At 63.2% G+C, this 26,464-nt stretch carries 25 protein-coding genes and 1 pseudogene; 16 read left to right on the forward strand and 10 right to left on the reverse strand.

Annotated features, from left to right (window positions below; genetic code table 11):
- Positions 1-120: 120 nt before the first annotated feature.
- Positions 121-573, forward strand: a complete 453-nt coding sequence (locus CGZ66_RS06300; protein WP_095084287.1) for an SRPBCC family protein — start codon at positions 121-123, stop codon at positions 571-573.
- Between the two features lie 238 nt (positions 574-811).
- Here the strand turns inward: CGZ66_RS06300 and CGZ66_RS06310 are convergent, their stop codons facing one another.
- Positions 812-1,984: an Mrp/NBP35 family ATP-binding protein gene (locus CGZ66_RS06310; RefSeq protein ID WP_095082621.1), complete on the reverse strand. Its 1,173-nt coding sequence runs from the start codon at positions 1,982-1,984 to the stop codon at positions 812-814.
- Between the two features lie 215 nt (positions 1,985-2,199).
- Here CGZ66_RS06310 and CGZ66_RS06315 point away from each other — a divergent pair, with 215 nt between their 5' ends.
- The 11 genes from CGZ66_RS06315 (at position 2,200) to CGZ66_RS06365 (ending at position 12,862) form a co-directional block, all read left to right on the forward strand.
- On the forward strand, positions 2,200-2,577 hold the full coding sequence (locus tag CGZ66_RS06315; protein WP_095084288.1) for a VOC family protein: 378 nt from the start codon (positions 2,200-2,202) through the stop codon (positions 2,575-2,577).
- Positions 2,578-2,718: 141 nt separating this feature from the next.
- On the forward strand, positions 2,719-3,618 hold the full coding sequence (locus tag CGZ66_RS06320; protein WP_095082623.1) for a LysR family transcriptional regulator: 900 nt from the start codon (positions 2,719-2,721) through the stop codon (positions 3,616-3,618).
- Positions 3,619-3,758: 140 nt separating this feature from the next.
- Positions 3,759-4,232: a formate dehydrogenase subunit gamma gene (locus CGZ66_RS06325; RefSeq protein ID WP_206073682.1), complete on the forward strand. Its 474-nt coding sequence runs from the start codon at positions 3,759-3,761 to the stop codon at positions 4,230-4,232.
- Positions 4,229-5,785, forward strand: a complete 1,557-nt coding sequence (locus CGZ66_RS06330) for a formate dehydrogenase beta subunit (RefSeq protein ID WP_095082627.1) — start codon at positions 4,229-4,231, stop codon at positions 5,783-5,785. The genes CGZ66_RS06325 and CGZ66_RS06330 overlap by 4 nt, the downstream gene beginning before the upstream one ends.
- Positions 5,786-5,795: 10 nt before the next feature.
- Positions 5,796-8,708, forward strand: coding sequence for a formate dehydrogenase subunit alpha (gene fdhF / locus CGZ66_RS06335; RefSeq protein WP_095082629.1), 2,913 nt, complete (start codon positions 5,796-5,798; stop codon positions 8,706-8,708).
- A 2-nt stretch (positions 8,709-8,710) separates the two neighbouring features.
- The gene (fdhD, locus tag CGZ66_RS06340) at positions 8,711-9,541 is read left to right on the forward strand and encodes a formate dehydrogenase accessory sulfurtransferase FdhD (protein ID WP_095082631.1); all 831 of its coding nucleotides are present in this window, start codon (positions 8,711-8,713) and stop codon (positions 9,539-9,541) included.
- Complete coding sequence (locus CGZ66_RS06345) at positions 9,531-9,842, forward strand: formate dehydrogenase subunit delta (RefSeq protein WP_095082633.1); 312 nt, start codon at positions 9,531-9,533, stop codon at positions 9,840-9,842. Before fdhD ends, CGZ66_RS06345 begins: the two co-directional genes overlap by 11 nt.
- 110 nt (positions 9,843-9,952) lie before the next feature.
- Positions 9,953-11,506 carry an alpha/beta fold hydrolase gene (locus CGZ66_RS06350; protein WP_095082635.1) on the forward strand — a complete coding sequence of 518 codons (1,554 nt, stop codon included), beginning with the start codon at positions 9,953-9,955 and terminating at the stop codon, positions 11,504-11,506.
- Between the two features lie 109 nt (positions 11,507-11,615).
- Entirely contained in the window at positions 11,616-12,095 is a 480-nt protein-coding gene (locus tag CGZ66_RS06355) for a carboxymuconolactone decarboxylase family protein (RefSeq protein ID WP_095082637.1), read from the forward strand.
- 82 nt (positions 12,096-12,177) lie between these two features.
- The gene (locus CGZ66_RS06360; protein ID WP_095082639.1) at positions 12,178-12,540 is read left to right on the forward strand and encodes a nuclear transport factor 2 family protein; all 363 of its coding nucleotides are present in this window, start codon (positions 12,178-12,180) and stop codon (positions 12,538-12,540) included.
- A gap of 7 nt (positions 12,541-12,547) precedes the next feature.
- The gene (locus CGZ66_RS06365; RefSeq protein WP_095082641.1) at positions 12,548-12,862 is read left to right on the forward strand and encodes a hypothetical protein; all 315 of its coding nucleotides are present in this window, start codon (positions 12,548-12,550) and stop codon (positions 12,860-12,862) included.
- A gap of 47 nt (positions 12,863-12,909) precedes the next feature.
- Here the strand turns inward: CGZ66_RS06365 and CGZ66_RS06370 are convergent, their stop codons facing one another.
- From CGZ66_RS06370 to CGZ66_RS06400, 7 genes are all read right to left on the reverse strand, one after another.
- Positions 12,910-13,395: an ester cyclase gene (locus tag CGZ66_RS06370; RefSeq protein ID WP_095082643.1), complete on the reverse strand. Its 486-nt coding sequence runs from the start codon at positions 13,393-13,395 to the stop codon at positions 12,910-12,912.
- Positions 13,396-13,433: 38 nt separating this feature from the next.
- The gene (locus CGZ66_RS06375; protein ID WP_095082645.1) at positions 13,434-14,861 is read right to left on the reverse strand and encodes a gamma-aminobutyraldehyde dehydrogenase; all 1,428 of its coding nucleotides are present in this window, start codon (positions 14,859-14,861) and stop codon (positions 13,434-13,436) included.
- 29 nt (positions 14,862-14,890) lie between these two features.
- A complete protein-coding gene (locus CGZ66_RS06380; protein ID WP_095082647.1) occupies positions 14,891-15,706 on the reverse strand; it encodes an ABC transporter permease in 816 nt (271 codons plus the stop codon).
- The gene (locus CGZ66_RS06385; protein WP_095082649.1) at positions 15,696-16,664 is read right to left on the reverse strand and encodes an ABC transporter permease; all 969 of its coding nucleotides are present in this window, start codon (positions 16,662-16,664) and stop codon (positions 15,696-15,698) included. The genes CGZ66_RS06380 and CGZ66_RS06385 overlap by 11 nt, the downstream gene beginning before the upstream one ends.
- Positions 16,661-17,659 carry an ABC transporter ATP-binding protein gene (locus CGZ66_RS06390; RefSeq protein WP_095082651.1) on the reverse strand — a complete coding sequence of 333 codons (999 nt, stop codon included), beginning with the start codon at positions 17,657-17,659 and terminating at the stop codon, positions 16,661-16,663. The genes CGZ66_RS06385 and CGZ66_RS06390 overlap by 4 nt, the downstream gene beginning before the upstream one ends.
- Positions 17,660-17,873: 214 nt before the next feature.
- On the reverse strand, positions 17,874-19,028 hold the full coding sequence (locus tag CGZ66_RS06395) for an ABC transporter substrate-binding protein (RefSeq protein WP_095084289.1): 1,155 nt from the start codon (positions 19,026-19,028) through the stop codon (positions 17,874-17,876).
- Positions 19,029-19,243: 215 nt separating this feature from the next.
- Positions 19,244-20,089, reverse strand: coding sequence for a class I SAM-dependent methyltransferase (locus tag CGZ66_RS06400; protein ID WP_095082653.1), 846 nt, complete (start codon positions 20,087-20,089; stop codon positions 19,244-19,246).
- Positions 20,090-20,165: 76 nt separating this feature from the next.
- Between CGZ66_RS06400 and CGZ66_RS06405 the strand changes: the two genes are divergently transcribed.
- On the forward strand, positions 20,166-20,648 hold the full coding sequence (locus tag CGZ66_RS06405; RefSeq protein WP_095082655.1) for a helix-turn-helix domain-containing protein: 483 nt from the start codon (positions 20,166-20,168) through the stop codon (positions 20,646-20,648).
- 4 nt (positions 20,649-20,652) lie between these two features.
- Here CGZ66_RS06405 and CGZ66_RS06410 read toward each other — a convergent pair whose 3' ends face one another.
- A complete protein-coding gene (locus tag CGZ66_RS06410; RefSeq protein WP_095082657.1) occupies positions 20,653-21,558 on the reverse strand; it encodes a LysR family transcriptional regulator in 906 nt (301 codons plus the stop codon).
- 104 nt (positions 21,559-21,662) lie between these two features.
- On the opposite strand from CGZ66_RS06410, the pseudogene CGZ66_RS06415 reads away from it, so the two are divergent.
- Positions 21,663-21,839, forward strand: a pseudogene (locus CGZ66_RS06415) (ATP-binding protein); the annotation flags it as partial.
- A 92-nt stretch (positions 21,840-21,931) separates the two neighbouring features.
- Here the strand turns inward: CGZ66_RS06415 and CGZ66_RS06420 are convergent.
- Entirely contained in the window at positions 21,932-22,708 is a 777-nt protein-coding gene (locus CGZ66_RS06420) for a DeoR/GlpR family DNA-binding transcription regulator (RefSeq protein ID WP_095082659.1), read from the reverse strand.
- Positions 22,709-23,135: 427 nt separating this feature from the next.
- Here CGZ66_RS06420 and CGZ66_RS06425 point away from each other — a divergent pair, with 427 nt between their 5' ends.
- Both CGZ66_RS06425 and CGZ66_RS06430 read left to right on the forward strand, forming a co-directional pair.
- Positions 23,136-24,023 carry a phosphotransferase family protein gene (locus tag CGZ66_RS06425; protein WP_095084290.1) on the forward strand — a complete coding sequence of 296 codons (888 nt, stop codon included), beginning with the start codon at positions 23,136-23,138 and terminating at the stop codon, positions 24,021-24,023.
- On the forward strand, positions 24,020-26,461 hold the full coding sequence (locus CGZ66_RS06430) for a GcvT family protein (RefSeq protein WP_095082663.1): 2,442 nt from the start codon (positions 24,020-24,022) through the stop codon (positions 26,459-26,461). The genes CGZ66_RS06425 and CGZ66_RS06430 overlap by 4 nt, the downstream gene beginning before the upstream one ends.
- The last annotated feature ends 3 nt before the right edge of the window (positions 26,462-26,464 follow it).

Genomic DNA, 26,464 nt, shown 5'->3' on the forward strand with positions numbered 1-26,464 from the left:
TCGATATGGCAACGCGCGGGAGCAGGCAAGAGGGCGCAGGGTCGCATCCGGACTTTGGTGCGATAGACATGCATGCAGCCGTGCGTTACGGCTTCGATCAATCGTGTCAGGGAGGTTTTCATGGCTTTGGTGATCGAAGGCGAGGAGCGCATTGCCGCGCCCCTGCAAAAGGTGTGGAAAGCGCTGAACGATCCCGAGGTCTTGAAGGCGACGATTCCCGGCTGCCAGAGCCTGGAGATGAAGTCGCCGACCGAGATGGCGGCGACCGTGGTGGTGAAGATCGGGCCAATCAAGGCGACGTTCAACGGCGAGGTGACGCTCAAGAATCTCAAGCCGCCGTACTCCTACACCATCCAGGGCGAAGGCAAGGGCGGCATCGCCGGCTTTGCCAAGGGCGGCGCCGACGTGACGCTGACAGAGGATGGGCCGGATACCACGGTGCTGAAATACGCGGCCAAGGCCGATGTCGGCGGCAAGATCGCGCAGCTCGGCAGCCGGCTGATCGAATCGACCTCGAAGAAACTGGCCGGGCAGTTTTTTTCCAGCTTCGGCGAGAAGGTTGGCGCGGCTTAGGTTACGTCCTCGCTCGAACGACGCCTGGCTTCTCTGGGGCCAGCGCTGCCCCTCATCCGCCTGCCGGCACCTTCTCCCCGTATAGTGACGGGGAGAAGGGAACTGGCCGCAACGTCGGCACCCTTCCTCCCACGCTGGTGATTGGAGAAATCATCAAGGACGGTGTCTTTCTCCCCGTCACGATACGGGGAGAAATGTCCGGCAGGACAATGAGGGGCGGCGCCAACCGAACGAAAAACTACTCGAACACGATGTTCGGCACCGCATCCGCGGCCGCACCACGCTCTTCATTGATCCGGTCCCAAACCTTCGAGGCGATATCCCGGTAGATCCTTGCCTCGGCGCCGTCGGGCTTCGAGACAACCACCGGCGTGCCGGCATCCGAGCTTTCGCGAATGCCCATCTCGAGCGGCACTTCGCCAAGGAAGGTGACGCCCAGACGCTCGGCTTCGCGGCGCGCGCCGCCATGGCCGAAGATGTCGTAGCGTTTGCCGGTATCGGGAGCGATGAAATAGCTCATGTTCTCGACGATGCCGAGCAGCGGCACGTCGACCTTCTTGAACATGTTGAGGCCCTTGCGTGCATCGATCAGCGCCAGATCCTGCGGCGTCGAGACGATGACGGCGCCGGCCAATGGGACTTGCTGGGCCATGGTCAGTTGCGCGTCGCCGGTGCCGGGCGGCATGTCGACGACGAGCACGTCGAGCCGGCCCCATTCGACCTCGCGCAGCATCTGCGTCAGCGCCGACATCACCATCGGACCGCGCCAGATCATCGGTGTCTCCTCATCGACGAGGAAGCCCATCGACATCACTTTAAGCCCATAATTCTCCATCGGTTTCAGGATCTTGCCGTCGACGGTCTGCGGCCGGCCGTGGATGTTGAGCAGTCGCGGCATAGACGGGCCATAGATGTCGGCGTCGAGCACGCCGACGCGCAAACCATTGGCGGCGAGGCCAAGAGCGATGTTGACGGCCGTGGTCGACTTGCCGACACCACCCTTGCCGGAAGCGACGGCGATGATCGCTTCGATGCCAGGCACGCCACGCCTGCCCTGGCTGTGCGAAGGCGGAGCGTGCGGAGCGGCACGCGGCGCGGTGGGAGCCGGCGGCGCTGGCCTGGGTGCAGGGCGCGATGGAACCGGCGCTTCCATGCCGCCGCCTTTCTTTTCCGCCGTCAGTGCAACGACGGCACCGGCAACGCCGGGAATAGCCTTGACGACGCGCTCGGCAGCAGCCCGCAGCGGTTCCATCTCCTGGGCGCGAGCGGCGGGAACGGTGATCGAGAAGAAGACCTTGGAATCGGCGATGAAAATCTCGGAAACCATGCCAAGGTCAACGATGTTGCCGGTGAAATCCGGGCCATTGACCGTCTTCAGGCGCTCGGTGACGATTTCCTTGGTGACGGACATCAGTTCTTCCTTATGCAAGCTTTGGCCTGAGATAGTGCAGTTTCCGGACAGAACCAAGCCGTGGAGCAATAGCTGCCTTGGTGTGCCCGCAAAAACGACGATCGGTGTCGGAGCAGCCGGCATTTTGCGAACCGGCGGTCGCCAAACGGCCCTCCTGATCTATTTCAAGGATCGACATGAGCAATCGAGATGAGCAATCAGGGAAGGAGACGATCATGCTCGCAAACAGCAATGCAACGGCCAATGTGGCGGTGAAAGACCTGGCGAGGGCAAAGGCCTTTTATGAAGGGACGCTGGGCCTGAAGCAGGTGGATGATATGGGTGGCGAACTGATCGTCTACAAAAGCGGCGACACGCTGATCAATGTCTATCATTCGCAATTCGCAGGCACCAACAAGGCGACGGCGGTGACCTGGACAGTCGGCGACGAGATCGGGACCATCGTCAAGTCGTTGAGGTCGAAGGGTGTCGCCTTCGAGCACTATGAGATGCCCGGCCTCACGCTGGAGGGCGACGTGCATGTCGGCTACGGCATGAAGGTGGCATGGTTCAAGGATCCCGACGGCAACATCCTGAACCTCGTCGACAAATAGGCTATTGCGCATTTTCGAAGAGGCGGCGGGCGCATGATCCGGAACAGGCACTCCTAGCCGGTTTCTCTGGAGCCGGCGGTTCGTTCTAAGCTTTTGTTCTGTTGCATTTATGCGGACGCCAAAATGCTCTAGCTTCCGTCCATGATCGACAAGCTGGAATTCTTCATCGCACTGGCCAGGGAAGAGCATTTCGGCCGGGCGGCGGAAGTATGCGGGGTTACCCAGCCGACGCTGTCGGCCGGCATCAAGCAGCTCGAGGGCCAGCTCGGCGTGATGCTGGTGCTGCGCGGCTCGCGCTTCCAGGGGCTGACGCCCGAAGGCAAGCAGGTATTGGTCTGGGCGCGTCGCATCGTCGGCGATACCAGGACCATGCGCGAGGAGATGCGGGCGGCGCGCCACGGCCTGTCTGGTCGCATCCGCATTGCCGCAATTCCGACCGCCCTGGCCATGGTGGCGCGGCTGACGACCCCCTTTCGGGCAAAACATCCCGGCGTCACCTTTTCGGTGCTGTCGCGGACCTCGATCGAAGTGCTGTCGCTGCTCGGCAATTTCGACATCGATGCCGGCATCACCTATCTCGACAACGAGCCGCTGGGGCGCGTCACCAGCGTGCCGCTCTATGACGAGCGCTATCAACTGATCACCGCGGTAGGGAATCCCTATTCCGACCGCGACAAAGTGACATGGGCGGAGCTTAGCAGCCTGCCGCTCTGCCTGCTGACGCCGGACATGCAGAACCGCCGCATCATCGACCAGCATCTGGCCGAGGCCGGGGTGCAGGTGCGGCCGACACTCGAATCCAATTCGATGATCGTACTGTTTTCGCACATCCGCACCGGCAAATGGTCATCGATCATGCCGCTCAACCTGGCGGAAACATTCGGCTTTTCCGAACCGATCCGGGCCATTCCGATCGTCGAGCCGGACGCCAGCCATACGGTCGGCCTGGTGGCTGCGCCGCGCGAGCCGCACACGCCACTGGTCTCGGCGCTGCTGGACGAGGCGATGGCGCTGGCGGACGATTTCCACGCCCGCCGCTAGGATAGACAATAGCGGCTGACCAAGCTCGATAGACGATTTCTATCGAGCAACGAAACAGCTTTATTGATTCCAAGGGTTTCCTCTGATTTTGTAAAGACTTAGCGATAAAAGCTATCGACCAGGGAGGGCGCTGCGTGCCAATGCAGCCTGCAAGTACCGAGATCACATCGCGCACGACCGCGATCATCCAGGAGCTGAAAGGCCTCGAAGGCCCGCTGCTGCCGATCCTGCATGGCATCCAGGAAGAGTTCGGCCATGTGCCGCAGGATGCGCTGCCAGTCATCGCCGAGGCGCTGAACATCTCCAGGGCCGAGGTGCACGGCGTTGTCACCTTCTATCACGATTACCGCAGCCATCCGGCCGGCCGGCATGTGCTGAAGGTTTGCCAGGCAGAATCCTGCCAGTCGATGGGTTCCGACGCCATCGCCGCCAAACTGAAGCAGTTACTGGGCATAGGGTTCCACGAGACGACCCGCGACGGTTCGGTGACGCTGGAGCCGGTCTATTGTCTCGGCCTGTGCGCCTGTTCGCCCGCCGCCATGCTCGATGGCGAAGTGATCGGGCGGCTCGATGACGAGAAGCTCGACGAGATCGTTGCCGAGGTGCGCTCATGATCCCGCGTATCTACATTCCCGCCGATTCGGGCGCACTGGCGCTTGGCGCCGAAAAGGTCGCCAAGGCGATCGCCAGTGAACTGGCGGAGCGCGGCATCGAGGCAAAGATCGTGCGCAACGGCTCGCGCGGCGCTTATTTCCTCGAACCCATGGTCGAAGTTGCGACAGCCAACGGCCGCATCGCCTATGGCCCGGTCAAGCCATCCGACGTCAAAAGCCTGTTCGACAGCGGCTTCCTCACCGGCGGCCCTCACAAGCGCTGGCTGGGCGCGCCGGACAAAATCCCCTTCTTGGCCAAGCAGACACGGCTGACCTTCGCGCGTTGCGGCGTCATCGATCCGCTGTCACTCGAATCCTACAAGAAGCATGGCGGCTTGGATGGGCTGACGAACGCGTTGGCATTGACGCCCGCCGCCATTGTCGCCCAAGTCACCGAATCCGGACTGCGCGGGCGCGGCGGCGCGGGCTTCCCGACCGGCATCAAGTGGAAGACGGTGCTCGATACCGTTGGCGACCGCAAATACATCGTCTGCAATGCCGACGAAGGCGACTCGGGTACCTTCGCCGACCGCATGATCATGGAGGGTGACCCCTTCGTGCTGATCGAAGGCATGACGATCGCCGGAATCGCCACGGGTGCCACCAAAGGCTTTGTCTATGTCCGCTCGGAATATCCGCATGCGGTAGCGATGATGAACAAAGCCGTCGAGGTTGCCCGCAAGGCCGGCGTGCTTGGCGCGAGCGTGTTGGGCTCACCCTACACTTTCGACATGGAGATCAGGGTCGGCGCAGGCGCCTATGTCTGCGGCGAGGAGACGGCGCTGCTTGACTCGCTCGAAGGCAAGCGCGGCATGGTCCGCGCAAAGCCGCCGCTGCCGGCTCACAAGGGGCTGTTCGGCAAGCCGACGGTGATCAACAACGTCATCTCGCTGGCCTCGGTGCCCGTCATCATGGACAAGGGTGCGGCCTTCTACAAGGATTTCGGCATGGGCCGCTCGCGCGGCACGATCCCGATCCAGATCGCCGGCAACATCAGGTATGGCGGCCTGTTCGAGGCGGCCTTCGGCATGACGCTGGGCGAGATCGTCGACGACATCGGCGGCGGCACGACGACGGGGCGCCCGGTCAAGGCGGTGCAGGTCGGCGGACCGCTCGGCGCCTATTTCCCGCGCGCGCTGTTCGACACGCCGTTCGATTATGAAGCCTTCGCGGCCAAGGACGGGCTGATCGGCCATGCCGGCATCGTGGTGTTCGACGACACTGCCGACATGCTGAAACAGGCACGCTTCGCGATGGAGTTCTGCGCCATCGAAAGTTGCGGCAAGTGCACGCCCTGCCGCATCGGCTCGACGCGCGGTGTCGAGACCATCGACAAGCTCGCCGCGGGCATCGAGCCGGAGAAGAACCTCGCTCTGGTCACCGACCTCTGCAACACGATGAAATTCGGTTCGCTCTGTGCGCTGGGCGGCTTCACGCCTTACCCGGTCATGAGCTCGATCACCCATTTCCCCGACGACTTCAAGCCTGCGCCCGTGCGCGTGGCTGCTGAATAGGAGCTGGCAGATGAACATCAAGGCCGACTTCCCATCACTCGTCGAAGAGATCGACTACGGAACCCCGCAATCGAAGGCGCAGAAGCAGGTCACGCTGAGCGTCGACGGCCGCAGCATCACCGTTCCGGAAGGCACCTCGATCATGCGTGCCGCGATGGAAGGCGGGGTCGAGATCCCGAAGCTTTGCGCCACCGACATGCTGGACTCTTTCGGTTCATGTCGTGTCTGCCTTGTCGAGATCGAAGGGCGCGGCGGCACGCCAGCGTCCTGTACGACACCTGTCGGCGAAGGCATGGTGGTGCATACGCAGTCCGGGCGGCTTGACGCCATTCGCCGCGGCGTCATGGAGCTTTACGTCTCCGACCATCCGACCGGCTGGAACGAGACGGCCGGAACCGGCGCCAGCGAGTTCGACACGGTGGCGAAGTCGATCGGCTTGACCGAGAACCGCTACGGCATCGAGGGCCGCAACCACGTCAAGCAGGAAAACGGCGTGGCGCCCGGCCATGGCTCGCTGACGGTCGATTACATCGCACGCGACGAATCCAACCCCTATTTCACATATGATCCCACGCAATGCATCGTCTGCTCGCGCTGCGTGAGGGCCTGCGAAGAGGTGCAGGGCACCTTCGCGCTGACCATCGAAGGACGTGGTTTCGAATCCAGGGTTTCGGCGGGAATGCACGAGGCGTTCATCGATTCGGAATGCGTGTCCTGCGGCGCCTGCGTGCAGGCCTGTCCGACCGATGCGCTGCGCGAAAAAACAGTCCTTGCCAAAGGCCTGCCGGAGCGCTCGGCCGTCACCACCTGCGCCTATTGCGGCGTTGGCTGCTCGTTCAAGGCCGAAGTCAAGGATGACGAGGTCATCCGCATGATGCCCTACAAGGAGGGCAAGGCGAACCACGGTCATTCCTGTGTGAAGGGCCGTTTCGCCTATGGCTACGCCACCCACAAGGACCGTATCTTGTCGCCGATGATCCGCGAAAAGATCACCGACCCCTGGCGCGAGGTGACTTGGGAAGAGGCTATTTCCCACACGGCCAAAGAATTCCGCCGTATCCAGTATCAGTACGGCCGCACCGCGATTGGCGGCATCACCTCGTCGCGCTGCACCAACGAGGAAACCTACCTCGTCCAGAAGATGGTGCGGCAGGGCTTCCGCAACAACAATGTCGACACCTGCGCGCGCGTCTGCCACTCGCCGACGGGCTACGGGCTCGGCCAGACTTATGGCACCTCGGCCGGCACGCAAGATTTCGACTCCGTCGACTACACAGACGTTGCCGTCATTATCGGTGCCAATCCCGTTTCGGCCCACCCGGTGTTCGCCTCGCGGCTGAAGAAGCGGCTGCGTCAGGGCGCCAAGCTGATCGTGCTCGATCCCCGTCGCACCGAGATGGTCAAGTCGACACATGTTGAAGCGGATTATCACCTGCCGCTGAAGCCCGGCACCAATGTGGCGGTGCTGACGGCGCTGGCGCATGTGATCGTCACCGAGGGTCTTTTCAACGAGGCCTTCATTCGCGAACGTTGCGACTGGGCGGAGTTCCAGGATTGGGCATCGTTCGTCGCCTTGCCGGAAAACAGCCCTGAAACCGTTGGCAAACTGTCCGGCGTCGATCCGGAGATGATCCGCGGCGCGGCGCGTCTCTATGCTACCGGGGGCAACGGCGCGATCTATTACGGCCTCGGGGTGACGGAACACAGCCAGGGCTCAACCACGGTGATGGCGATCGCCAACCTCGCCATGGCCACCGGCAATATCGGCCGGCCGGGCGTCGGCGTGAACCCGCTGCGTGGCCAGAACAATGTGCAGGGCTCCTGCGACATGGGCTCGTTCCCGCACGAACTGCCGGGCTACCGTCATATCTCCGGCGAAGCCGTGCGCGACATCTATGAAAGCCTGTGGGGCGTGAAGCTGGACGACGAACCCGGCCTGCGCATCCCCAACATGCTGGACGCCGCCGTCGACGGCAGCTTCAAAGGCATCTACATCCAGGGCGAAGACATTCTGCAGTCCGATCCCGACACCAAGCATGTCGCCGCCGGTCTGGCTGCCATGGAATGTGTCGTCGTGCATGACCTCTTCCTCAACGAGACGGCGAACTACGCGCATGTCTTCCTGCCGGGCTCGACCTTCCTCGAGAAGGACGGCACCTTCACCAATGCCGAACGCCGCATCAACATGGTGCGCAAGGTTCTGGAGCCGAAGGCGCGCTACGCCGATTGGGAAGCGACGCAGGAGCTTGCCCGCGCGATCGGGCTGGATTGGAACTACCAGCATCCCTCCGAGATCATGGACGAGATCGCCCAGACGACGCCGAGCTTCGCCGGCGTCTCCTTCGAGTTGCTCGACCGTGTCGGATCCGTGCAATGGCCCTGCAACGAGAAGGCACCGCTCGGCACCCCGATCATGCATATCGATGGTTTCGTGCGCGGCAAGGGCAAGTTCATCCGCACCGAATATGTGGCAACGGACGAAAGGACCGGCCCGCGCTTCCCGCTGCTGCTGACCACCGGCCGCATCCTGTCGCAGTACAATGTCGGCGCGCAGACCAGGCGCACCGACAACATCATGTGGCACAGCGAGGACCGGCTGGAGATCCACCCGCACGATGCGGAGAATCGCGGACTGCGCGACGGCGACTGGGTCCGGCTGACAAGCCGCTCGGGCGAGACGACGTTGCGCGCGCTGATCACCGACCGGGTGTCGCCCGGCGTGGTCTACACGACCTTCCATCATCCGGACACGCAGGCCAACGTCATCACCACCGACTTCTCCGACTGGGCGACCAACTGCCCGGAATACAAGGTGACGGCGGTGCAGGTCGGCGCCTCCAACGGCCCGTCGGAATGGCAGCGCGACTATGACGAACAGGCCAAGCAGAGCCGGCGCATCGCCTCGCTGCAAGCGGCGGAGTAGTCTTGAGCGAGCGCCGCAAAGCCACGACGCAGGTCTCGCGGCTGGCGCGTCGCGCGAGCGGGACGACGGCTGCCAACCGGATGGTGCCGGAAGAGACGCCGGTGGCGTTCTCCTTTGCCGGCACCACCCATGCGGTGATGATGGCAAGCCCGGCCGATTTCGAGGATTTCGCGCTTGGCTTCTCGCTGACCGAAGGCATCATCGCCAAGCCTGACGAGATCGAAGCCATCGAGGTCGAGGATCATGGCGCCGGCATCGATATCCAGATCCGGTTGAAGGACACCGCCAATACGCGTTTCGAAGCGCGGCGCAGACGATTGGCTGGCCCGGTTGGTTGTGGCCTGTGCGGCATCGAATCGATCGAGGAAGCGATGCGTTCGGTCGACGCGGTCGGTTCGTCGACGCTTACATTTGATGCCGACGATATCGTCCGCTCGGTTAAGCTTTTGTCGAAAGTGCAGCCGCTGCACACGGAGACCGGAGCCGTGCACGCCGCCGGCTTCTATATGCCGGACAAGGGCATCGTCATGGCGCGTGAGGATGTCGGCCGCCACAATGCGCTCGACAAACTCGCAGGTGCGTTGGCGAAAGCCGGCATCGACGGCTCAACGGGCGCTGTGGTGGTGACGTCGCGCGTTTCGGTCGAAATGGTGCAGAAGACGGCGGCTATCGGCGCCGCAATCATCATCGCCGTTTCGGCGCCGACCGCGCTCGCCATCCGCACTGCGGAGGCCGCCGGGATGACACTGGTTGCGCTGGTTCGCGGCGATGATTTCGATATTTTCACCCACCCCGACCGGGTGGTTTGCGGAGTTGCCAAGCATGTCGCATGACGAAGAACACATCATGAGCACCAGCGAGAAGCTGGTGCGCATGGCAAACCAGATTGCCGATTTTTTCCATTCCAAGCCGCGCGAGGAAGGCGTTGCCGGCGTCGCCGAGCATATCAACAAGTTCTGGGAGCCGAGGATGCGGCGGCAGTTGTTCGATTTGCTGGACGGCGGCACCGAGAACTTCAACGAGTTGGTGGTCGCCGCCTCGGCCAAGATCAGGCGACCGATCACGCCGGCTGAGGCCGACCTCCGACTCGGCCTCGAGGCCTCCCCGGCCGACGTCGCCGCTTCGCAAAAATAGCGGCGAGGCACCGCGCCTTATATTTTCCATCGCTAAAGTTTGAACTGCCGCGATCAGGCTGTTCTGCTATGGTTTGACGACCAGAAGTCGTCAGGCCGGGGCGGAACCTCGTGAGGCCGATCGAGACCCGATATGCCCGTAGCGGCGATGTTCGGATCGCCTATCAGGTGGTCGGGCAGGGATCGTTCGATCTCGTCTTCGTGCCCGGCTTCATTTCCAATCTCGACCTGCATTGGGAAGACGAAGGCTACAGCCGGCTTCTGAAGCGGCTTTCGGCGTTCTCGCGGCTGATCCTGTTCGACAAGCGCGGCACGGGACTGTCCGACCGTGTCGACGCGCACCACCTGCCCAGCCTCGAAACGCGCATGGACGATGTGCGTGCCGTGATGGACGCGACCGGCAGCGGCCGGGCGGCACTGCTTGGCGCCTCGGAGGGCGCGCCAATGGCGATGCTGTTCGCCGCCACCTATCCGGAAAGGACGCGGGCGCTGGCGCTCTATGGCGGCTATGCGCATTTCCACAAATGGGTGATGCCGCCGGAACGCCTCGATGCCTTCATCGAGACGGCTGAAACGTCATGGGGCACGGGTGCTACCTTGCCCAGCTTCGCGCCGGGCCGGGTCGACGACCCCCATTTCACCCAATGGTGGGCCCGCTTCGAGCGGTTGTCGGCAAGCCCGACCGCAGCAGGCGCGCTGGCGCGCATGAACGCCGGGATCGACGTGCGCGGCGCGCTGGCGGCAATCCGCGCGCCAACGCTGCTGATCCATCGCCGCAACGATGTGCGGGTCGATCCTGACGCCAGCCGCTTCCTGGCCAAGACCATCCCGAATGCGCGGCTGGCGGAAATCCCCGGGCGCGACCATCCGATCTGGACCGGCGATGTAGATCGGGTGGCTGACCTGATCGAGGAATTCCTGACCGGCCAGCGCGCCGTGGCGGAAGCGGAGCGCGTGCTGGCGGCGCTTTTGGTGACACGCATCCATGACACGGCGCGGCTCGGCGACCGCATGTGGAGCGAACGCAGCCAGCGCTTCCAGGAAACATGGCGAACCCTTGTCGGGCGCCATGGCGGGCGCTGCGTGGAGACGCATGGCGAAGTGATGATTTCACGTTTCGACGGACCGGGGCGTGCCTTGCGATGCGCAGCGGCGTTGCGCGACGCAGCGCAGGAAATCGGCGTAGCGAGCGCGCAGGGGGCGCATGTCGGCGAGGTCGAGTTGCGCGGATCGCCGGAGGGCCTGACAGGTCGCGTGACGATGCAACTCGCTGCTCATGCCGGGCGCGGCGACATCCTGGCATCGCGGCTGGTCGCGGAGCTGGCGGCCGGCTCAGGGCTCCATTTCGCCGATGCCGGCCGTATCAGCATCGACGAACTGGACGAACCGCTGGCGCTCGTGCTGGCGATGTCCGAACAGCATCTGGAACCGGCCTGCCGTCCCAAGGCCAGGGCGACGGAGCCGGCTTCGCTGACGGCGCGCGAGAGCGAGGTTGTGAGCCTGATTGCCGATGGCAAGAGCAATGCCGCGATTGCCGCCGAGCTGAGGCTGAGCGAGCACACGGTCAAGCGCCACGTCGCCAATATACTGCTCAAGCTGGACCTGCCGTCGCGGGCCGCGGCAGCGGCATTTTCCGCCAGGCACACTGGCCCGGACGGGCCATAGGAGCCTTGGCGCTTTCGGGCGAAGCGGCGCGTGGCCTGCAGGCGCTATCAATTCTCTCCATGCGGGCCAGGCGGATGGCGCCGGGAAAGGCCTGCCAAGGGAGGATCAAATGCTGAAGTCAAACCGGACACTCGGATCGCTGGTGATTGCGGCAGGTGTTGGAGCGTTGTTCGCTATAGCTCCCGCAAAGGCCGAGGATGCGTCTGCGACAGCCGCCTACAAGGACATCCAGGCGACGCTCGGCTCGGTGCCGGACATGTTCAAGACCTTGCCGGATGTGGCCGTGGCCGGCGCCTGGGCCGAGATCAAGGGCGTGCAGCTCAATCCGAAGACAGCACTCGACGGCAAGACCAAGGAACTGTTGGGGCTCGCCGTCGCAGCACAGATCCCATGCCAATACTGCATCTATTTCCATACGGAGGCGGCCAAGCTCAACGGCGCCAGCGACGAGGAGATCAAGGAGGCGGTGGCGATGGCCGCGATCGTGCGCCACTGGTCGACGATGCTCAATGGCAGCCAAGTCGATCTCGCGACCTTCAAGAAGCAGACCGACGACGTCTTCGCGGCCGTCAAGGCCAAGTCGCAGTGAAGAAATCCTGCCCGGCGATGAGCGCCGGTAGCATCATGATCATCGACCGCCCGATCGCGAAGACGGGTATATGGAGGATAAAATGCTGACCAAGACACAGGCCGTGGACGGCGCGGCGATCAAGAAGGCGATCGAAGGCCGTGATGGAAAGATGCTGTCGAGCTTCTATTCGGACGATGCGCTGGTGCGGGTGATCGACCGCAACAATCCGCCGAGCAAGCCGCGCGAAATCCGCGGGCGCGCGGCGATCAGCACGTTCTGGGACGACATCTGCAGCCGGGCGATGACCCACAAGGTCGATACCACGATCGCCGATGGCGACAGCCTCGCCTTCACCCAGGCCTGCACCTATCCGGACGGCACGAAAGTGTTCGCGGCAGCCATGCTGGAGATGAAGAACGGGCGGATCGCACGGCAGACTGTCGTGCAGGCCTGGGACGAGTGAGGCGTCCATGTTCAGCGCCAGATGGCAGATCGACGCCAAGTTCGGGCACAAGCAGACCGTGCTCGAACTGATGAAGAAATGGGAACGCGAGATCGGCTCGCAGGTCGGCCTCGCCGACCTGGAATTCCAGATCATGACCGGATCGATCGGCGCGCGGGAGGCGACGATCGAATCCCACCACAAGGTCGAAAGCCTGGCCCAGTTGGAGGCGTTCTTCGCCAAGATCGGCAAGATCGACGCCCACGCCAAATGGGGCAAGGAGTTGGAGCCCTATGTCGTATCGGGCACCAGCCTGTGGAATATCTATCGCATCGTGGAGTAGTGGCCGGTGCCCTTCTCCCCGGCAACGGGGAGAAGGACAGGCGGCGACTACATCAAGCCAAGCTGCTTGTAGAAGCCGAGCGCATCGTAATAGTCGCTCTGGGTAGCGATCTTGCCGTCCTTGATCGAGAACATCGAGGCGCCGGTGAAGGAGAACTTCTTGCCTGTGGCGGCAGTGCCGTCGGCCCAGGCGCCAGTATTGGTGCCGGAAAATTCCCATTCGAACGAGACACGGTCGCCCTCTACCACGGGCGCGCCCTTCATCGTCCACACCGCGTCGGGGACTGCTTTCAGGAAATTGTCGATGACGCCGGTCTTGGCCGCCTCCTTGCCCTTGATCGGTTTGCCGACAGAAGCGTCGTAGTAGGTGACGTCGTCGGCGAAGTAGCCGGCCGCCTTGGCCGCGTCATGGGCGTTCCAGGCGGCGACATAGGCTTCGACCACCGATTGCGCAGTGTCGGCGGCAAAGGACGGCGCCGCGACGAAGAGCGCGGCGGCGACAGCTGCGGATGTCAGAAATTGACGGCGATGCATGGTTCTTTCCTCCCTTGTTGATGGCTTCCTTCAGCGCGCTAGCCGTGAGCCACCATCACATGGCGGACGGCTGTGTAGTCTTCCAGCGCATAGAGCGACATGTCCTTGCCGTAGCCGGATTGCTTCAACCCGCCATGCGGCATCTCGTTGGTCAGCATGAAGTGGGTGTTGATCCAGGTGCAGCCATATTGCAGGCGGGCAGCCGTCGCCATGGCGCGCGAGACATCCTTGGTCCACACCGATGACGCCAGGCCATAGTCGCTGTCGTTGGCCCAGTTCACCGCCTCGTCGACCTCGGAAAAACGGGTGACGGAGACGACCGGGCCGAATACCTCACGGCGCACGATCTCGTCTTCCTGCAGCGCACCTGCAACGACGGTCGGCTGGTAGTAGAAGCCTGAGCCCTCGCCCGGCTTGCCGCCGGTAGTGATCTCGATGTGCTTCAGTTCCGAGGCCCGCTCGACGAAGCTCGAGACGCGGTCGCGCTGGCGGCGCGAGATCAGCGGGCCGATCTCGTTTTCGGTGTCGTCGGGGCGATTGTACTTGATGGTCGAGACAGCCGAGGAAAGATCGGCGACGAGCTTGTCGTAGATCTTCTTGCCGGCATAGATTCGGCAGGCGGCGGTGCAATCCTGACCGGCATTGTAATAGCCGAAGGCGCGCAGGCCGTTGACCACCGCGCCGAGGTCGGCGTCATCGAAGACGATGACCGGCGCCTTGCCGCCGAGTTCGAGATGCGTGCGCTTGACCGATTTGGCGGCCGCCTGCAGCACCTTCTTGCCGGTGGCGACATCGCCGGTGATCGAGATCATGTTGACCTTGGGGTGATTGATCAGCGTGTTGCCGACGCTGTCGCCGCGACCGAGCACGACATTGACGACGCCTTCCGGCAGGATTTCGGCAAGGATTCTTGCCAGCTTCAGCGCCGTCAGCGGGGTCTGCTCCGACGGCTTGAAGACCACGGTGTTGCCGCCGGCGATCGCCGGCGCCAGCTTCCAGGCCATCATCATCAGCGGATAGTTCCACGGTGCGATCGAGGCGACGATGCCGATGGCGTCGCGGCGCACCATCGAGGTGTGGCCGGGCAAATATTCGCCGGCGACGACGCCTGGCATGGAGCGAACGGCGCCGGCAAAGAAGCGGTAGCAATCGACAATCGCTGGGATTTCGTCATTCAGCACGGCGTTGATCGGCTTGCCGCAGTTGAGCGCCTCGAGCGTCGCGAACCCTTGTGCCTCGGCCTCGATGCGATCGGCGATCTTCAGGAGATAGCCGGAGCGCTGCGCCGGCGTGGTGCGTGACCACAAGACGAACGCTTGTTCGGCGGCCGTGACCGCCGCCTCGATCTGCGCCTGGCTGGCTTCGGCAAGGTTGAGGATGGTCGCCCCGGTCTTTGGATTGAGGATCGGCTCCTCGGTTTCGGTGCCCTTCTCGAATTTCGAGCCGATCAGCATCTGGGTGTCCATGGACGTCTCTCCCTAACGAATTCGTGGATTTATTTGCCCGAACCGGCGATCTGGTCGCCACCGCGGGTCAGGTAATAGGCGGCGAGGATCGGCAGCAGCGTCACCAGCACGACGACCATCGCGACGACATTGGTGACCGGGCGCTGGCGCGGTCGGATCAGCTCTTCCAGCATCCAGATCGGCAGTGTCTGCTGCTGGCCGGCGGTGAAGGTGGTGACGATGACCTCGTCGAAGGACAGAGCGAAGGCCAGCATTCCACCGGCGAGCAGCGCGGTGGCGATGTTGGGCAGCACAACATGGCGGAAGGTCTGGAAACCGTCAGCGCCGAGATCCATCGACGCCTCGATCATCGACCCCGAGGTACGGCGGAAACGGGCCACGGCATTGTTGTAGACGACGACGACGCAGAAGGTGGCGTGGCCGAGCACGATCGTCCAGAACGAGAACGGAATGTCGGCCAGAGAAAAGGCCGAGCGCAACGCGATGCCGGTGATGATGCCGGGCAGCGCGATCGGCAGGATGACCAGCAGCGAGATGGTTTCGCGGCCGAAGAACTTGGTCCGTGACACTGCCGCCGAACACAGCGTGCCGAGGACCAGCGCGATCGCGGTCGAGATCGCGGCAACCCTGACCGACAGCGACAGTGCCTGCCAGACATCGGGCCTGTTCCAGGTGACGGCGAACCACTGCGTGGTCAGACCGGGCGGCGGCCAGACAAAACTCTTCTCCTCCGTCGTGAAGGCATAGACGAAGATCAGCAGGATCGGCAGATGCAGGAACAGCAGCCCGCAGGCGGCCGCGATCTTCAGGCTGAGCGGAGCCGACTGAGAACCATCAGAGCGCATCGAAGGCCCCCATGCGCTTGGCGCCCCAAAGGTAGAAGCCCATGATGACGATCGGCACGACGGTGAAGGCAGCGGCGAGCGGGATGTTGCCGGCGGTGCCTTGCTGGGAATAGACCGCCTGGCCAATGAACAGGCGCGAGGTGCCGATGATCTGCGGGATGATGTAATCGCCGAGCGTCAGCGAGAAGGTGAAGATCGATCCGGCGACGATGCCCGGCAGCGCCAGCGGGAACAGCACATTGCGAAAGGTCTGTCCCGGCGAAGCCCCCAAATCGGACGAAGCCTCGACCAGATTGCCCGGCACGCGCTCGAGCGCCGCCTGTACCGGCAGGATCATGAATGGCAGCCAGACATAGACGAAAACGATGAACGTGCCGGTGAACGACACCGACAGGGAATTGCCGCCGACGACCGGCAGCGACAGCCAGGCGTCAATCAGCCATTGCAGATGCAGCTTGCCGAACAGCCAGGTGAGGATGCCTTCCTTGGCGAGGATCAGCTTCCAGGCGTAGATCTTGACCAGGTAGCTCGACCACAGCGGCAGCATGATGCCGAGATAGAACAGCGCCTTCCAGCGGCCACGGGCATAGCGCGCCGCGTAGTAGGCGATCGGAAAGGCGATGATCGCCGAGGCCAGCGTGACCAGAGCCGCCATCGTCACCGTGCGCAGGATGATGTCGAGATTGGCCGCCTGGAACAGGTCGCCATACGTCTTCAAAGTGAACTGGCGGTTGATGAGGCCGGAAAACTCGTCGATGGAGAAAAAGCTCTGCGCCAGCAGCGCGAACAGCGAGCCTATATAGACGATGCCGAGCCACAGAACCGGCGGCAGCAGCATGAGGAGCAGCAGAACCTTGGGTCTGCGCCAGAAAAGATCCGATAGCGCGCCGCGCACGCCACCGCTGCCCGGCAGGATGGCGGGCGCCGTGGCGCGCTGGATGGCGGCGTCGAGGCTCATACCGGCTCGTCCATCAGGTGCAGGTGCTCGCGGTTGAAGGTGAGCACGACCGCCTCGCCTTCCACGGGCAGCGGGTTGCCGGCCGGCACGATCGCATGCAGCTTCAATCCGTCGGCATCGAGCGCGAGTTTTGTCGTGGCGCCGAGATAGTTGGTCGAGACAAGGCGAGCGGAAACGCCTTCGCCACTTGCGGTGCGGCCGACGCGAATGGATTCAGGCCGCAGGCTGCCCCAGCGATGCTGGCCGCAATAGCGCTGGACGAAATCCGGCGGCAGCACGTTGGAGGAACCGACGAAATCGGCGACGAAGCGGGTCTTCGGCCGCTGGTAGATATCCTCCGGTGTGCCGATCTGCATGATCTTGCCGTCATTGAAGACGGCGACGCGGTCGGCCATCGACAGCGCCTCGCCCTGGTCGTGGGTGACGAAGACGAAGGTGATGCCGAGCACTTTCTGCAGCGACTTCAGCTCCTCCTGCATGTTCTCGCGCAGCTTGAGGTCGAGGGCGCCGAGCGGCTCGTCGAGCAGCAGCACCTTGGGCTGGTTGACCAGCGCACGGGCGAGCGCGACGCGCTGGCGCTGGCCGCCGGAAAGCTGGCCGGGGCGGCGGGCGCCATAGCCGGGCAGCCGCACCAGCGACAGCGCCTCTTCAGCCGCCTTGTGCCGTTCCGCCTTGCCGATGCCCTTGACCATGAGGCCATAGGCAACATTGTCGAGCACGCTCAGATGCGGGAACAGCGCGTAATCCTGGAACACGGTGTTGACGTTGCGGCGATAGGGCGGCACGCCCTCGGCGCGTTCGCCGAAGATCGAGATCGAGCCCGAGGTCGGCTGCTCGAAGCCGGCGATGAGGCGCAGGCACGTGGTCTTGCCGGAACCGGACGGCCCGAGCATGGCGAAGAACTCGCCCGGCGCGATATCGAGATCGACCGCATCGACGGCGCGAACGCTGCCGAAATGGCGCGAGGCTTTCTGGAAGGAAACGGCGGTGGTCATGGGTTGTCAGCCTGTTGCCGGTTTAGTTTTGTCATCCTCACCTGCAGAACCCTGGCTGGGATGGCAAATTCGCGCGCCGCTTGACCTCCCCCTCGAGGGGGAGGTCGCGGCAAAGCCGCGGGTGGGGGTGATTTCACAAGCAAGCCATGTCAGGGCAGACCCCCACCCCGACGCTGCGCGTCGACCCTCCCCACAAGGGGGAGGGTAAGGGCACTCACCGCCCGCCAATGACGCCGATATAGTCCGACACCCAGCGGTAATAGGGCACGCACTGGTCGTTCTCGGTGGCGCATTTCGACACCGGAGTCTTCCAGAACTTGATCTTGTCGAAATTGTCGTAGCCGTTGGTCTTGCAGCCTTCGTCGGTCAACAGCTCGTTGCCCTTGCAGGCCGCAGGCACGACCGGCAGCGAACCGAACCAGGCCGAGACATCGCCCTGCACTTTCGGCGACAAGGAATGTTCCATCCACATATAGGCGCAGTTGGGGTTAGCCGAGTCGGCCTCCATCATGGTGGTGTCGGCCCAGCCGGTGACGCCTTCTTCCGGCACGGTCGACGCGACCGGTTTCTTGGCGGCGACCAGCGCATTGACCTGATACGGCCACGAGCCGGAAGCAACGACGCCTTCGTTCTGGAAATCGTCGACCTGGATGGCGGCGTCATGCCAGTAGCGGCCGACCAGCGTGCGCTGGACGCGCAGCAATTCGAGCGCTGCCTTGTACTGGTCCTCGTTCAGCTCGTAGGGATCCTTGATGCCGAGTTCCGGCTTGTGGAACATCAGATAGTTGGCGGCGTCGGCGATATGGATCGGCCCGTCATAGGCCTGGACGCGGCCCTTGTTGGACTTGCCGTCCGGCAGCTTCATTTCCTCGAAGACGATGTTCCAGCTCTTGGGCGCTTCCTTGAACACCTCGGTGTTGTACATCAGGACGTTCGGACCCCACTGGTAGGGAACGCCATAGTGCACGCCACCGACGGTGAACCACGGGGCATCCTTGAGGCGTTCGTCGACAGTCTTCCAGCTCGGGATGAGATCGGTGTTGATCGGCTGCACGCGCTTGCCGGCAACGAGGCGCAGCGACGCATCACCTGAAGCGGTGACGAGGTCGAAGCCGCCCTCGTTCATCAGCGAGACCATCTCGTCGGAGGTGTTGGCGGTCTTGACGTTGACCTTGCAGCCGGTCTCCTTCTCGAAGGAGGTCACCCAGTCATAACCCTTGTCGGTTTCGCCGCGTTCGATGTAGCCCGGCCAGGCAACGATGTTGACCTGACCTTCGCCCTTGCCAAGTTCCTTGACCTGGGCGACGGCCTGGCCGGAGAAGGTCAGCGCGACCGTCAAAGCAGTGCATGACTTCAGGAATGAATTCATCATCGATCTCCCATTTTGGCGCCTGACCCCGAAAGCCGGTTTCGGTCTTCGCTAGGGGTCACGCGCGGACTGAAAACTGTCAGTTCGTGCGTTGGACTTGATGTCGCTCTGGTGGCGACTTTGGTCCCTGGACTGAAAGTGCTTTGAAAATTCCGGTTTCGCAAATTCATTTATCAGAAAGGCGATATCGGTTTTTCCGATAGATCGATGCCCCTTCAAGCCAGCGCCGTCACCAGCCAGCAGGCGGCGTTGAAGCGAGCCTCACCATCCTCCACGAAAGGCGCGAACGCAGCAGGCAACACCGCAGTGATTTTTTCGGCCGTTGCCCGGTCAACCTCACGTAACGCGGCGCCGACCGGCCCTAGTCGGGTGACAAACGTTATCAGATCATCTTCGGCGATCTGACACGCGACATCCACCTGTTCGACTTCGATTGACGACCAGCCACCCGCTTCAAGAATCCGCTTCACCTTGGCGGCGTTGGCAAAGGCAAACTGCCCCGGCGCATCGGGGTCCGGTGCGGGTGCGGGCGGCAGGAAAGGCGCAGCCGCTCGCGCGGCGGTCGTCATGAAATCATTCTCGGCCGGACTGCGCCAGGCAACAAAGGCGAGTTTGCTGCCGCGGCTTGCGGCCTGTCTTATGTTGGCGAACGCAGCCACGGGATCATCGAAGAACATGACACCAAAACGCGAGACAACAGCGTCGAAGTTCCCGGCTTCGAACGCATACGTCTGGGCATCGCCCACTTCAAAACTTGCGTTTGCTACCTCTTCTGCCCCCTTGCGTTTCGTCGCCAAGGCGACAAGCGGCTGCGAGATGTCGAGCCCAACACAATTACCGTCGTTGCCCACGCGGCGCGCCATCGCCAGAGTCGTGGCGCCGGCGCCGCAGCCGATGTCCAGGACATTGCCCCCTTCCCCGGGATAGCCGGCATCGACTACCAGCCGCTCGAACGGCGCCATTACCTGGTCGAGGATCGGTTGCATCTCAACCCAGGCCTTTCCGCTGGCGTCGTTCCAGAGCGCGGCTTGCCGTGTGTTTGGCTGCGCGGATTGCGGCATAACGGACCTCGCTTTTCTGTTGCTCTCACTGATCGTCGCGAGCACTCTACGAGTTCAAGCCGGCTTGAGGTCAAGCATGAAAGATATGGACATTGCCGAAGTGTCGCGCCGCACCGGCGTGCCCGCCTCGACACTTCGCTACTATGAGGAGAAGGGCCTCATCGCTTCAATCGGCCGTCGCGGCCTGAGCCGCTTGTTCGACCCGGCCGTCCTGGAGCGGCTCGCTTTGATCGCTCTTGGACGCGCCGGTGGATTCGCGCTGGACGAGATTTCCGCGATGCTGAGGCCCGACGGCCTGCCGAAAATGGATCGAGGGCGCCTGGATGCCAAGGCGAACGAACTGGACCACACCATCCGGCGCTTGACCGCGATCCGAGAGGCTTTGCGTCACGCCGCCCGATGTCCGGCCGCCCGGCCGATGGAGTGTCCGACGTTCCGCCGCGCCGTCAGGCTTGCCGGTGCTGGCCGCTTCGAGGTTGCTCCGATCGGGTCGTTCAAGGCGGAGGCGGTTTCCGTCACAAGGCGCAAGCGCGAGACTGGAGACGTCAGGCTGGAGTAGGCCACTAGCGGCGGATCGTGCGCTGCGACTGGGCAAGGCCGATAAAATCGCGCGCCGCCTGCGGCAGGCCGGAACCGCGACGCCAGACCATGCCGACCTGGACCACCGGCAAGGAGCCGGAAATATCTCGCGATTCGATGCGGTCGCCTTCCAGCGACCAGGGCCGGTAGACGAGGTCGGGCAGCAGCGCCACGCCGGCGCCGGTGGCAACGAGACTGCGCACGGCTTCCACGGAACGCGTACGAAAGGCGACATGCGGCTTGGCGCCGATCGCCGTCAGCAGCTTGCCGGTGTTTTCCTCGATCTCGTCGACGGTCAGCATGATCAGCGGCTCGAAGGCGATGTCGCCAATGCTGATGATGTCGGCGCCGGCGAGCGGGTGGCCGAGCGGCAGCCAGAGGCGATAGGCCGAGACCTCGAGGATTTCCGACTGCAGTGCCGTGCGGTCGCGCAGGTTGGAGGTGACCATGACGGCAATGTCGAGCTTGCCGCCGATCAGGAGATGTTCGAGATAGTCGCCATTGTCCTCGATGGCCGAGACCTCGACGCCGGGATAGGCGCGGCGGTAGCGGGCAAGAAGATCCGACAGCACGTAACCGGCGACCATCGAGGTGACGCCGAGCTGCAGCCGGCCGCCTGCTGCTGCCTGTTCGCCGGAGAAAGAGCGGCGTGCATCCGAAACGTCGGCAAGGATTTTCGTTGCATGGCGCAGGAACTGGTGGCCCTTGTGGGTGATGTTCAGGCCGCGCGGATGGCGTTCGAACAGTTCGACCCCGAGATCGCTTTCGAGTTCCTTGATCGCTTCGGTGACCGAGGATTGCGAGATCGAGAGGTTCTGCGCGGCACCCGACACCGTGCCTTGCTCGGCGACAGCGATGAAGAACTGCAACTGGCGGATGGTGAAGGCCATGCCGGACTAAACACCGGCGCGCAAGGGAAGGAAAGCCGACGGCAGAGCTTATCCCGTGACTGGTGACTGTGCCGCGAGCTCAGCCTGATACGCCGCCGGCAGCACCGGGCGAGCGGGTGCGCATCTTCGAGTTGTTCTACCGGCTGCAGGATCATGGCGCCGGGCTTGGCCTCAACCTGGTGCAGGAAATCATGCAATTGCATGGCGGGCGCATCGATATCCTCGACGGCAGACCGGGCGGCGCCTGCTTCAGGATGACTTTTCGCGCTCTGACGGCATAGGCATGTCCGCAGACGACCACCGCGCGTAGCGGCGCGTTTGAGATCCGTATGCGTCCACCAATTGCTGATGTTCGGCCAGACTCTTGCGGACTCTAGAATCCGGCTGCGTCGCCGGCGATGCTGAGCCGAGCGCCGGCTTGCGAGAGGGCGGCGGCAATGTCGCGCGACGGCGACCGGTCGGTGGCGAGTTCGGAAAACCCGTCGAGGCCGCAGACCTGGACCAGGCCCAAGCGGCCGAACTTGGTGTGATCGGTGACGACGAGCGAACGCTGGCCGCGCGACAGCACCATACGGGCGAACTCGGCCTCTTCCAGATCGTAGTCCATGACGCCCATCACCGCATCGACTGCACCGGTGGAGATGATGGCATGGCTGACCGAGAAACGGCTGACGAAGTCGATGGCCGAGGCCCCGAAGGCAGCGCCTGAATCGCTGCGCAATTCGCCGCCGGCCATGTAGACCTTGTTGCCGTTGACGGTGGCCAGCGTGCGGGCGATGTCCGACGAGTTGGTGACGACGGTCAGCCGCCGGTGGCCGAGCAGCTCACGGGCCAGGAACGAGGTTGTCGTGCCGGTGTCGAGCATGATCGATTCACCGTCGCGGATGGTGGCGGCCACCATGCGGGCAATGATCCGCTTGGCATCGGCATTCTCGCGCATGCGCCGTTCGAATGGCGCTTCGCCGATCATCGACGGCAGGCCGATGGCGCCATGCATCTTGAGGACGGAGCCGTCGCCGGTGAGCGGTTTGACGTCACGGCGCACGGTCTCGAGTGAAACGCCCAGCCGGTCGGCCAGGCTGGCGATGGTGACGGTCCCCTCTTCCTGCAGCAGCCGCAGGATCTCGCCGTGTCGTTTTGAATGGACCATTTGGGTTTCCCGGACTTAGCCCTTTGCCCGATTCTAAGCTAATTCGAGCGGTTTTAAAGGAATTGCCTGCGCTTTCGGGCAAAATACCCGAAAAAAGTCACAACTTTTTGTTGACAGGCAGGCAACCTTGGCGTGAAATTGAGCTATCAAACACGGGTTCGGAGCTGCAACGGGAGGGTGATGGCAGAGCCGCAACTCATTGACCAGGCAGTTTTGAACGTGTCTGGCGCAAGGAATTTTCAGATCCGCGGGGGCGGATGCCGGGGTCAAAAACCTGGCCAAGGGGCTCGTCGGTGCGGTGCGGGATACCGATCCTGGCGTCTCGCACCGACGAGATTTTTTGTTTCTCCTCGCTGTCGTTGGGCTGTCCATGGCGCCCTTGCCGACGCTCAGCAAAGTCGACGCTCAGCAAACCAGGGATGATTCCGTGATTGCAGAAGACCGCATCCGCGCCCTGCCCTGCTGGACCGGCAACATCGAGATCGCGCCGTTGCCGGGCGGCCTGAGCAACGCCAATTATGTGGTCAAGGACGCGGCCGGAAAGCACGTCGTGCGCTTCGGCAGGGACTATCCGTTCCATCATGTCTTTCGCGAGCGTGAGGTGATGACCGCACGCGCGGCGCATGCCGCCGGTTTCGCGCCAGCCGTCCTCCATGCCGAACCGGGCATCCTGGTGACGGAATACCTTGGTGCGAAAACCTATCTTGCACAGGACGTGCGTGCCAATCTTGGTCGTGTCGCAGGCCTGATGCGCGGCTTCCACCGGGAGATGCCCAATCACGTCTCCGGCGCCGGCTTCATGTTCTGGGTGTTCCATGTCATTCGCGACTATGCGCGCACGCTTGAAGAAGGCGGCAGCCGCAAGCGAAGCGAATTGCCGCGCTTGCTGACGCTGGCTGACGAACTGGAGCGCGCGCAGAAATTGCTGCCGATCGTTTTTGGCCATAATGATCTTTTGCCGGCTAATATTCTAGACGACGGCAGCCGGCTGTGGCTGATCGACTTCGAATATGCCGGCTTCAACACGGCGATGTTCGACCTTGCCGGCGTAGCCTCGAATGCCGGCATGAGCGACGAGGAATCCTTCGCCTTCCTGACCGCCTATTTCATGAAGGAACCGGACCAAGCGATCCGCCGCTCGCATGCGGCCATGCAATGCGCTTCGCTGCTGCGCGAGGCGATGTGGAGCATGGTGTCCGAACTCTACCTCGACGCGCCCGGCATCGACTACGTCGCCTACACCGAGGAGAACCTGACGCGGCTCGAAGCCGCGCTCGATAACTACAGAACGAAGTACGGGATACAGAAATCATGACATTGCCCAGCCAGGCCGCAATCGTCGTCATTGGCGGCGGCATCATCGGCTGTTCGACGGCCTATCATCTGGCGCGTGACCACAAGGCGGACGTGGTGCTGCTCGAACAGGGCAAGCTGACATCGGGCTCGACCTGGCATGCCGCGGGCCTTGTCGGGCAATTGCGCTCGTCGGCCTCGATCACCCGCGTGCTCAAATATTCCGTCGACCTCTACAAGGGACTGGAGGCCGAAACCGGCCTTGCCACTGGCTGGAAGATGACCGGCTGCCTGCGGCTGGCCACCAATGCCGACCGCTGGACCGAGTACAAGAGGCTGGCGACGACGGCGAAAAGCTTCGGCATGGACATGCAACTGCTGTCGCCGGCGGAGGTCAAGGCGATGTGGCCGCTCCTGGAAACCGGCGATCTGGTGGGCGCTTCCTGGTTGCCGACAGACGGCCAGGCGAGCCCTTCGGACATCACGCAGTCGCTGGCGAAAGGCGCGCGCATGCATGGCGCCAAACTGTTCGAGGATGTGCGCGTCACCGGCTTCGAGATGAAGGACGGCCGCATCGCGACGGTGAAGACCAGCAAGGGCGACATTGCCTGCGACAAGGTGGTCAACTGTGCCGGGCAATGGGCGCGGCAGGTTGGCGCCATGGCCGGCATCAACGTGCCGCTGCAGCCGGTGAAGCACCAGTACATCATCACCGAGAAGATCGATGGGCTGGCGACCGAGGCGCCGACCATCCGCGACCCGGACCGGCGCACCTATTTCAAGGAGGAGGTTGGCGGGCTGGTGATGGGCGGTTACGAGCCCAACCCGCAGGCCTGGACGACCGGAGATGTGCCTGACGATTGGGAGTTCCGGCTCTTCGACGACGACTACGACCATTTCGAACAGCATATGCGCCAAGCGATGGCGCGCGTGCCGGCGCTCGAAACCGTCGGCGTCAAGCAGATGATCAACGGGCCGGAGAGTTTTACGCCGGACGGCAATTTCATTCTCGGCGCGGCGCCCGAATGCGCCAATATGTTCGTTGGCGCCGGATTCAACGCCTTCGGCATCGCCTCGGGTGGCGGCGCCGGCTGGGTGCTGGCGCAATGGGTGGTCGACGGCGAAGCGCCGCTCGATTTGTGGGTTGTCGACATCAGGCGCTTTTCCGATCTGCACCGCGACCGGCAGTGGGTCTGCGACCGCACGCTGGAAGCCTATGGCAAGCACTATACGATCGGCTTCCCGCATGAGGAGTACGCCAGCGGGCGGCCGCGCATCGTCTCACCCCTTTACAACAGGCTGAAACAGCAGCGCGCCGTGTTCGGGTCGAAGCTTGGCTGGGAACGGCCGAACTGGTTCGCGCCCGAAGGCGTCGAGCCGCAGGATGTCTATTCGATGGGTCGGCAGAACTGGTTTGCGGCGGTCGGCGACGAGCACCGGCACGTGCGCGAGAAGGTCGGCATCTTCGATCAATCCTCCTTCGCCAAATACGAACTGAGCGGGCCTGACGCGCTGAAGGCGCTGGACTGGATCTGCGCCAACGACGTCAGCAAGCCTGTCGGCCAGCTGACCTACACGCAACTTCTCAACACGCGCGGCGGCATCGAGGCGGACCTGACCGTGGCGCGGCTGGCCGAGGAGAAATTCTACATTGTCACCGGCACCGGATTCCGCACGCATGATCTGTCATGGATCGGCGACCATATCGGCGAAGGGCTCGATGCCACGCTTGTCGATGTTACCGAGGAATTCGGCACGCTGTCGCTGATGGGACCTCGGGCGCGCGACGTGCTTTCTGCCGTGACCGAAGCCGACGTGTCGAACACCAGTTTCCCGTTCGGCCATGTGCGTGAGATTGCCATTGCCGGCCACACAATTCGGGCGCTACGCGTCACCTATGTCGGCGAACTCGGCTGGGAACTGCATGTGCCGATCGCGGCGACAGGCGAAGTCTTCGATGCACTGATGGCGGCCGGCGGCAGGCATGGCATCCGCCCGGTCGGCTATCGCGCCCTGGAATCGCTGCGGCTGGAAAAGGGCTATCGCGCCTGGGGCTCCGACATCACGCCCAACGACACGCCGCAGGAAGCCGGCTTGGGCTGGGCGGTCAAGCTGCGCAAGAACACCGATTTCGTCGGACGGCGCGCGCTCGAGAAGACCAGCGGCGCGGCCTTGAAGAAACGCTTTGCCGGCTTCACGGTCGCTGACCCGGAGATCGTGCTGCTCGGCCGCGAGACCATCCTGCGCAATGGCGAGCCGGTCGGCTATCTCACCAGCGGCGGCTATGGCTACACGGTGAGCCGGAACATCGGCTACGGCTACGTGCGCAACGGCGACGGGGTGAGCGACGATTTTCTCGCCTCGGGCGACTATGAACTGGTCGTGGCGATGGAGCGGACGCCGGCCCAAATCCATCTCGAGCCGATGTACGACCCGACAGCCGCCAAGGTCAAAGTGTAGATC

Source organism: Mesorhizobium sophorae, assembly GCF_002270415.1.
Taxonomy (GTDB): Bacteria; Pseudomonadota; Alphaproteobacteria; order Rhizobiales; family Rhizobiaceae; genus Mesorhizobium; species Mesorhizobium sophorae.

What these genes read in the sequence shown, in the direction of transcription:
- CGZ66_RS06360 (WP_095082639.1), top strand. Translation starts at nt 12,178, where the DNA reads ATGCTGACCAAGACACAGGCCGTGGACGGCGCGGCGATCAAGAAGGCG.
- CGZ66_RS06320 (WP_095082623.1), top strand. Translation starts at nt 2,719, where the DNA reads ATGATCGACAAGCTGGAATTCTTCATCGCACTGGCCAGGGAAGAGCAT.
- CGZ66_RS06325 (WP_206073682.1), top strand. Translation starts at nt 3,759, where the DNA reads ATGCAGCCTGCAAGTACCGAGATCACATCGCGCACGACCGCGATCATC.
- CGZ66_RS06410 (WP_095082657.1), bottom strand. Translation starts at nt 21,558, where the DNA reads ATGGCCTTCACCATCCGCCAGTTGCAGTTCTTCATCGCTGTCGCCGAG.
- CGZ66_RS06395 (WP_095084289.1), bottom strand. Translation starts at nt 19,028, where the DNA reads ATGAATTCATTCCTGAAGTCATGCACTGCTTTGACGGTCGCGCTGACC.
- CGZ66_RS06310 (WP_095082621.1), bottom strand. Translation starts at nt 1,984, where the DNA reads ATGTCCGTCACCAAGGAAATCGTCACCGAGCGCCTGAAGACGGTCAAT.
- CGZ66_RS06370 (WP_095082643.1), bottom strand. Translation starts at nt 13,395, where the DNA reads ATGCATCGCCGTCAATTTCTGACATCCGCAGCTGTCGCCGCCGCGCTC.
- CGZ66_RS06385 (WP_095082649.1), bottom strand. Translation starts at nt 16,664, where the DNA reads ATGAGCCTCGACGCCGCCATCCAGCGCGCCACGGCGCCCGCCATCCTG.
- CGZ66_RS06375 (WP_095082645.1), bottom strand. Translation starts at nt 14,861, where the DNA reads ATGGACACCCAGATGCTGATCGGCTCGAAATTCGAGAAGGGCACCGAA.
- CGZ66_RS06405 (WP_095082655.1), top strand. Translation starts at nt 20,166, where the DNA reads ATGAAAGATATGGACATTGCCGAAGTGTCGCGCCGCACCGGCGTGCCC.
- CGZ66_RS06420 (WP_095082659.1), bottom strand. Translation starts at nt 22,708, where the DNA reads ATGGTCCATTCAAAACGACACGGCGAGATCCTGCGGCTGCTGCAGGAA.
- CGZ66_RS06380 (WP_095082647.1), bottom strand. Translation starts at nt 15,706, where the DNA reads ATGCGCTCTGATGGTTCTCAGTCGGCTCCGCTCAGCCTGAAGATCGCG.
- CGZ66_RS06300 (WP_095084287.1), top strand. Translation starts at nt 121, where the DNA reads ATGGCTTTGGTGATCGAAGGCGAGGAGCGCATTGCCGCGCCCCTGCAA.
- CGZ66_RS06390 (WP_095082651.1), bottom strand. Translation starts at nt 17,659, where the DNA reads ATGACCACCGCCGTTTCCTTCCAGAAAGCCTCGCGCCATTTCGGCAGC.
- CGZ66_RS06345 (WP_095082633.1), top strand. Translation starts at nt 9,531, where the DNA reads ATGTCGCATGACGAAGAACACATCATGAGCACCAGCGAGAAGCTGGTG.
- CGZ66_RS06430 (WP_095082663.1), top strand. Translation starts at nt 24,020, where the DNA reads ATGACATTGCCCAGCCAGGCCGCAATCGTCGTCATTGGCGGCGGCATC.
- CGZ66_RS06315 (WP_095084288.1), top strand. Translation starts at nt 2,200, where the DNA reads ATGCTCGCAAACAGCAATGCAACGGCCAATGTGGCGGTGAAAGACCTG.
- fdhF (WP_095082629.1), top strand. Translation starts at nt 5,796, where the DNA reads ATGAACATCAAGGCCGACTTCCCATCACTCGTCGAAGAGATCGACTAC.
- CGZ66_RS06355 (WP_095082637.1), top strand. Translation starts at nt 11,616, where the DNA reads ATGCTGAAGTCAAACCGGACACTCGGATCGCTGGTGATTGCGGCAGGT.
- CGZ66_RS06330 (WP_095082627.1), top strand. Translation starts at nt 4,229, where the DNA reads ATGATCCCGCGTATCTACATTCCCGCCGATTCGGGCGCACTGGCGCTT.
- CGZ66_RS06365 (WP_095082641.1), top strand. Translation starts at nt 12,548, where the DNA reads ATGTTCAGCGCCAGATGGCAGATCGACGCCAAGTTCGGGCACAAGCAG.
- CGZ66_RS06400 (WP_095082653.1), bottom strand. Translation starts at nt 20,089, where the DNA reads ATGCCGCAATCCGCGCAGCCAAACACACGGCAAGCCGCGCTCTGGAAC.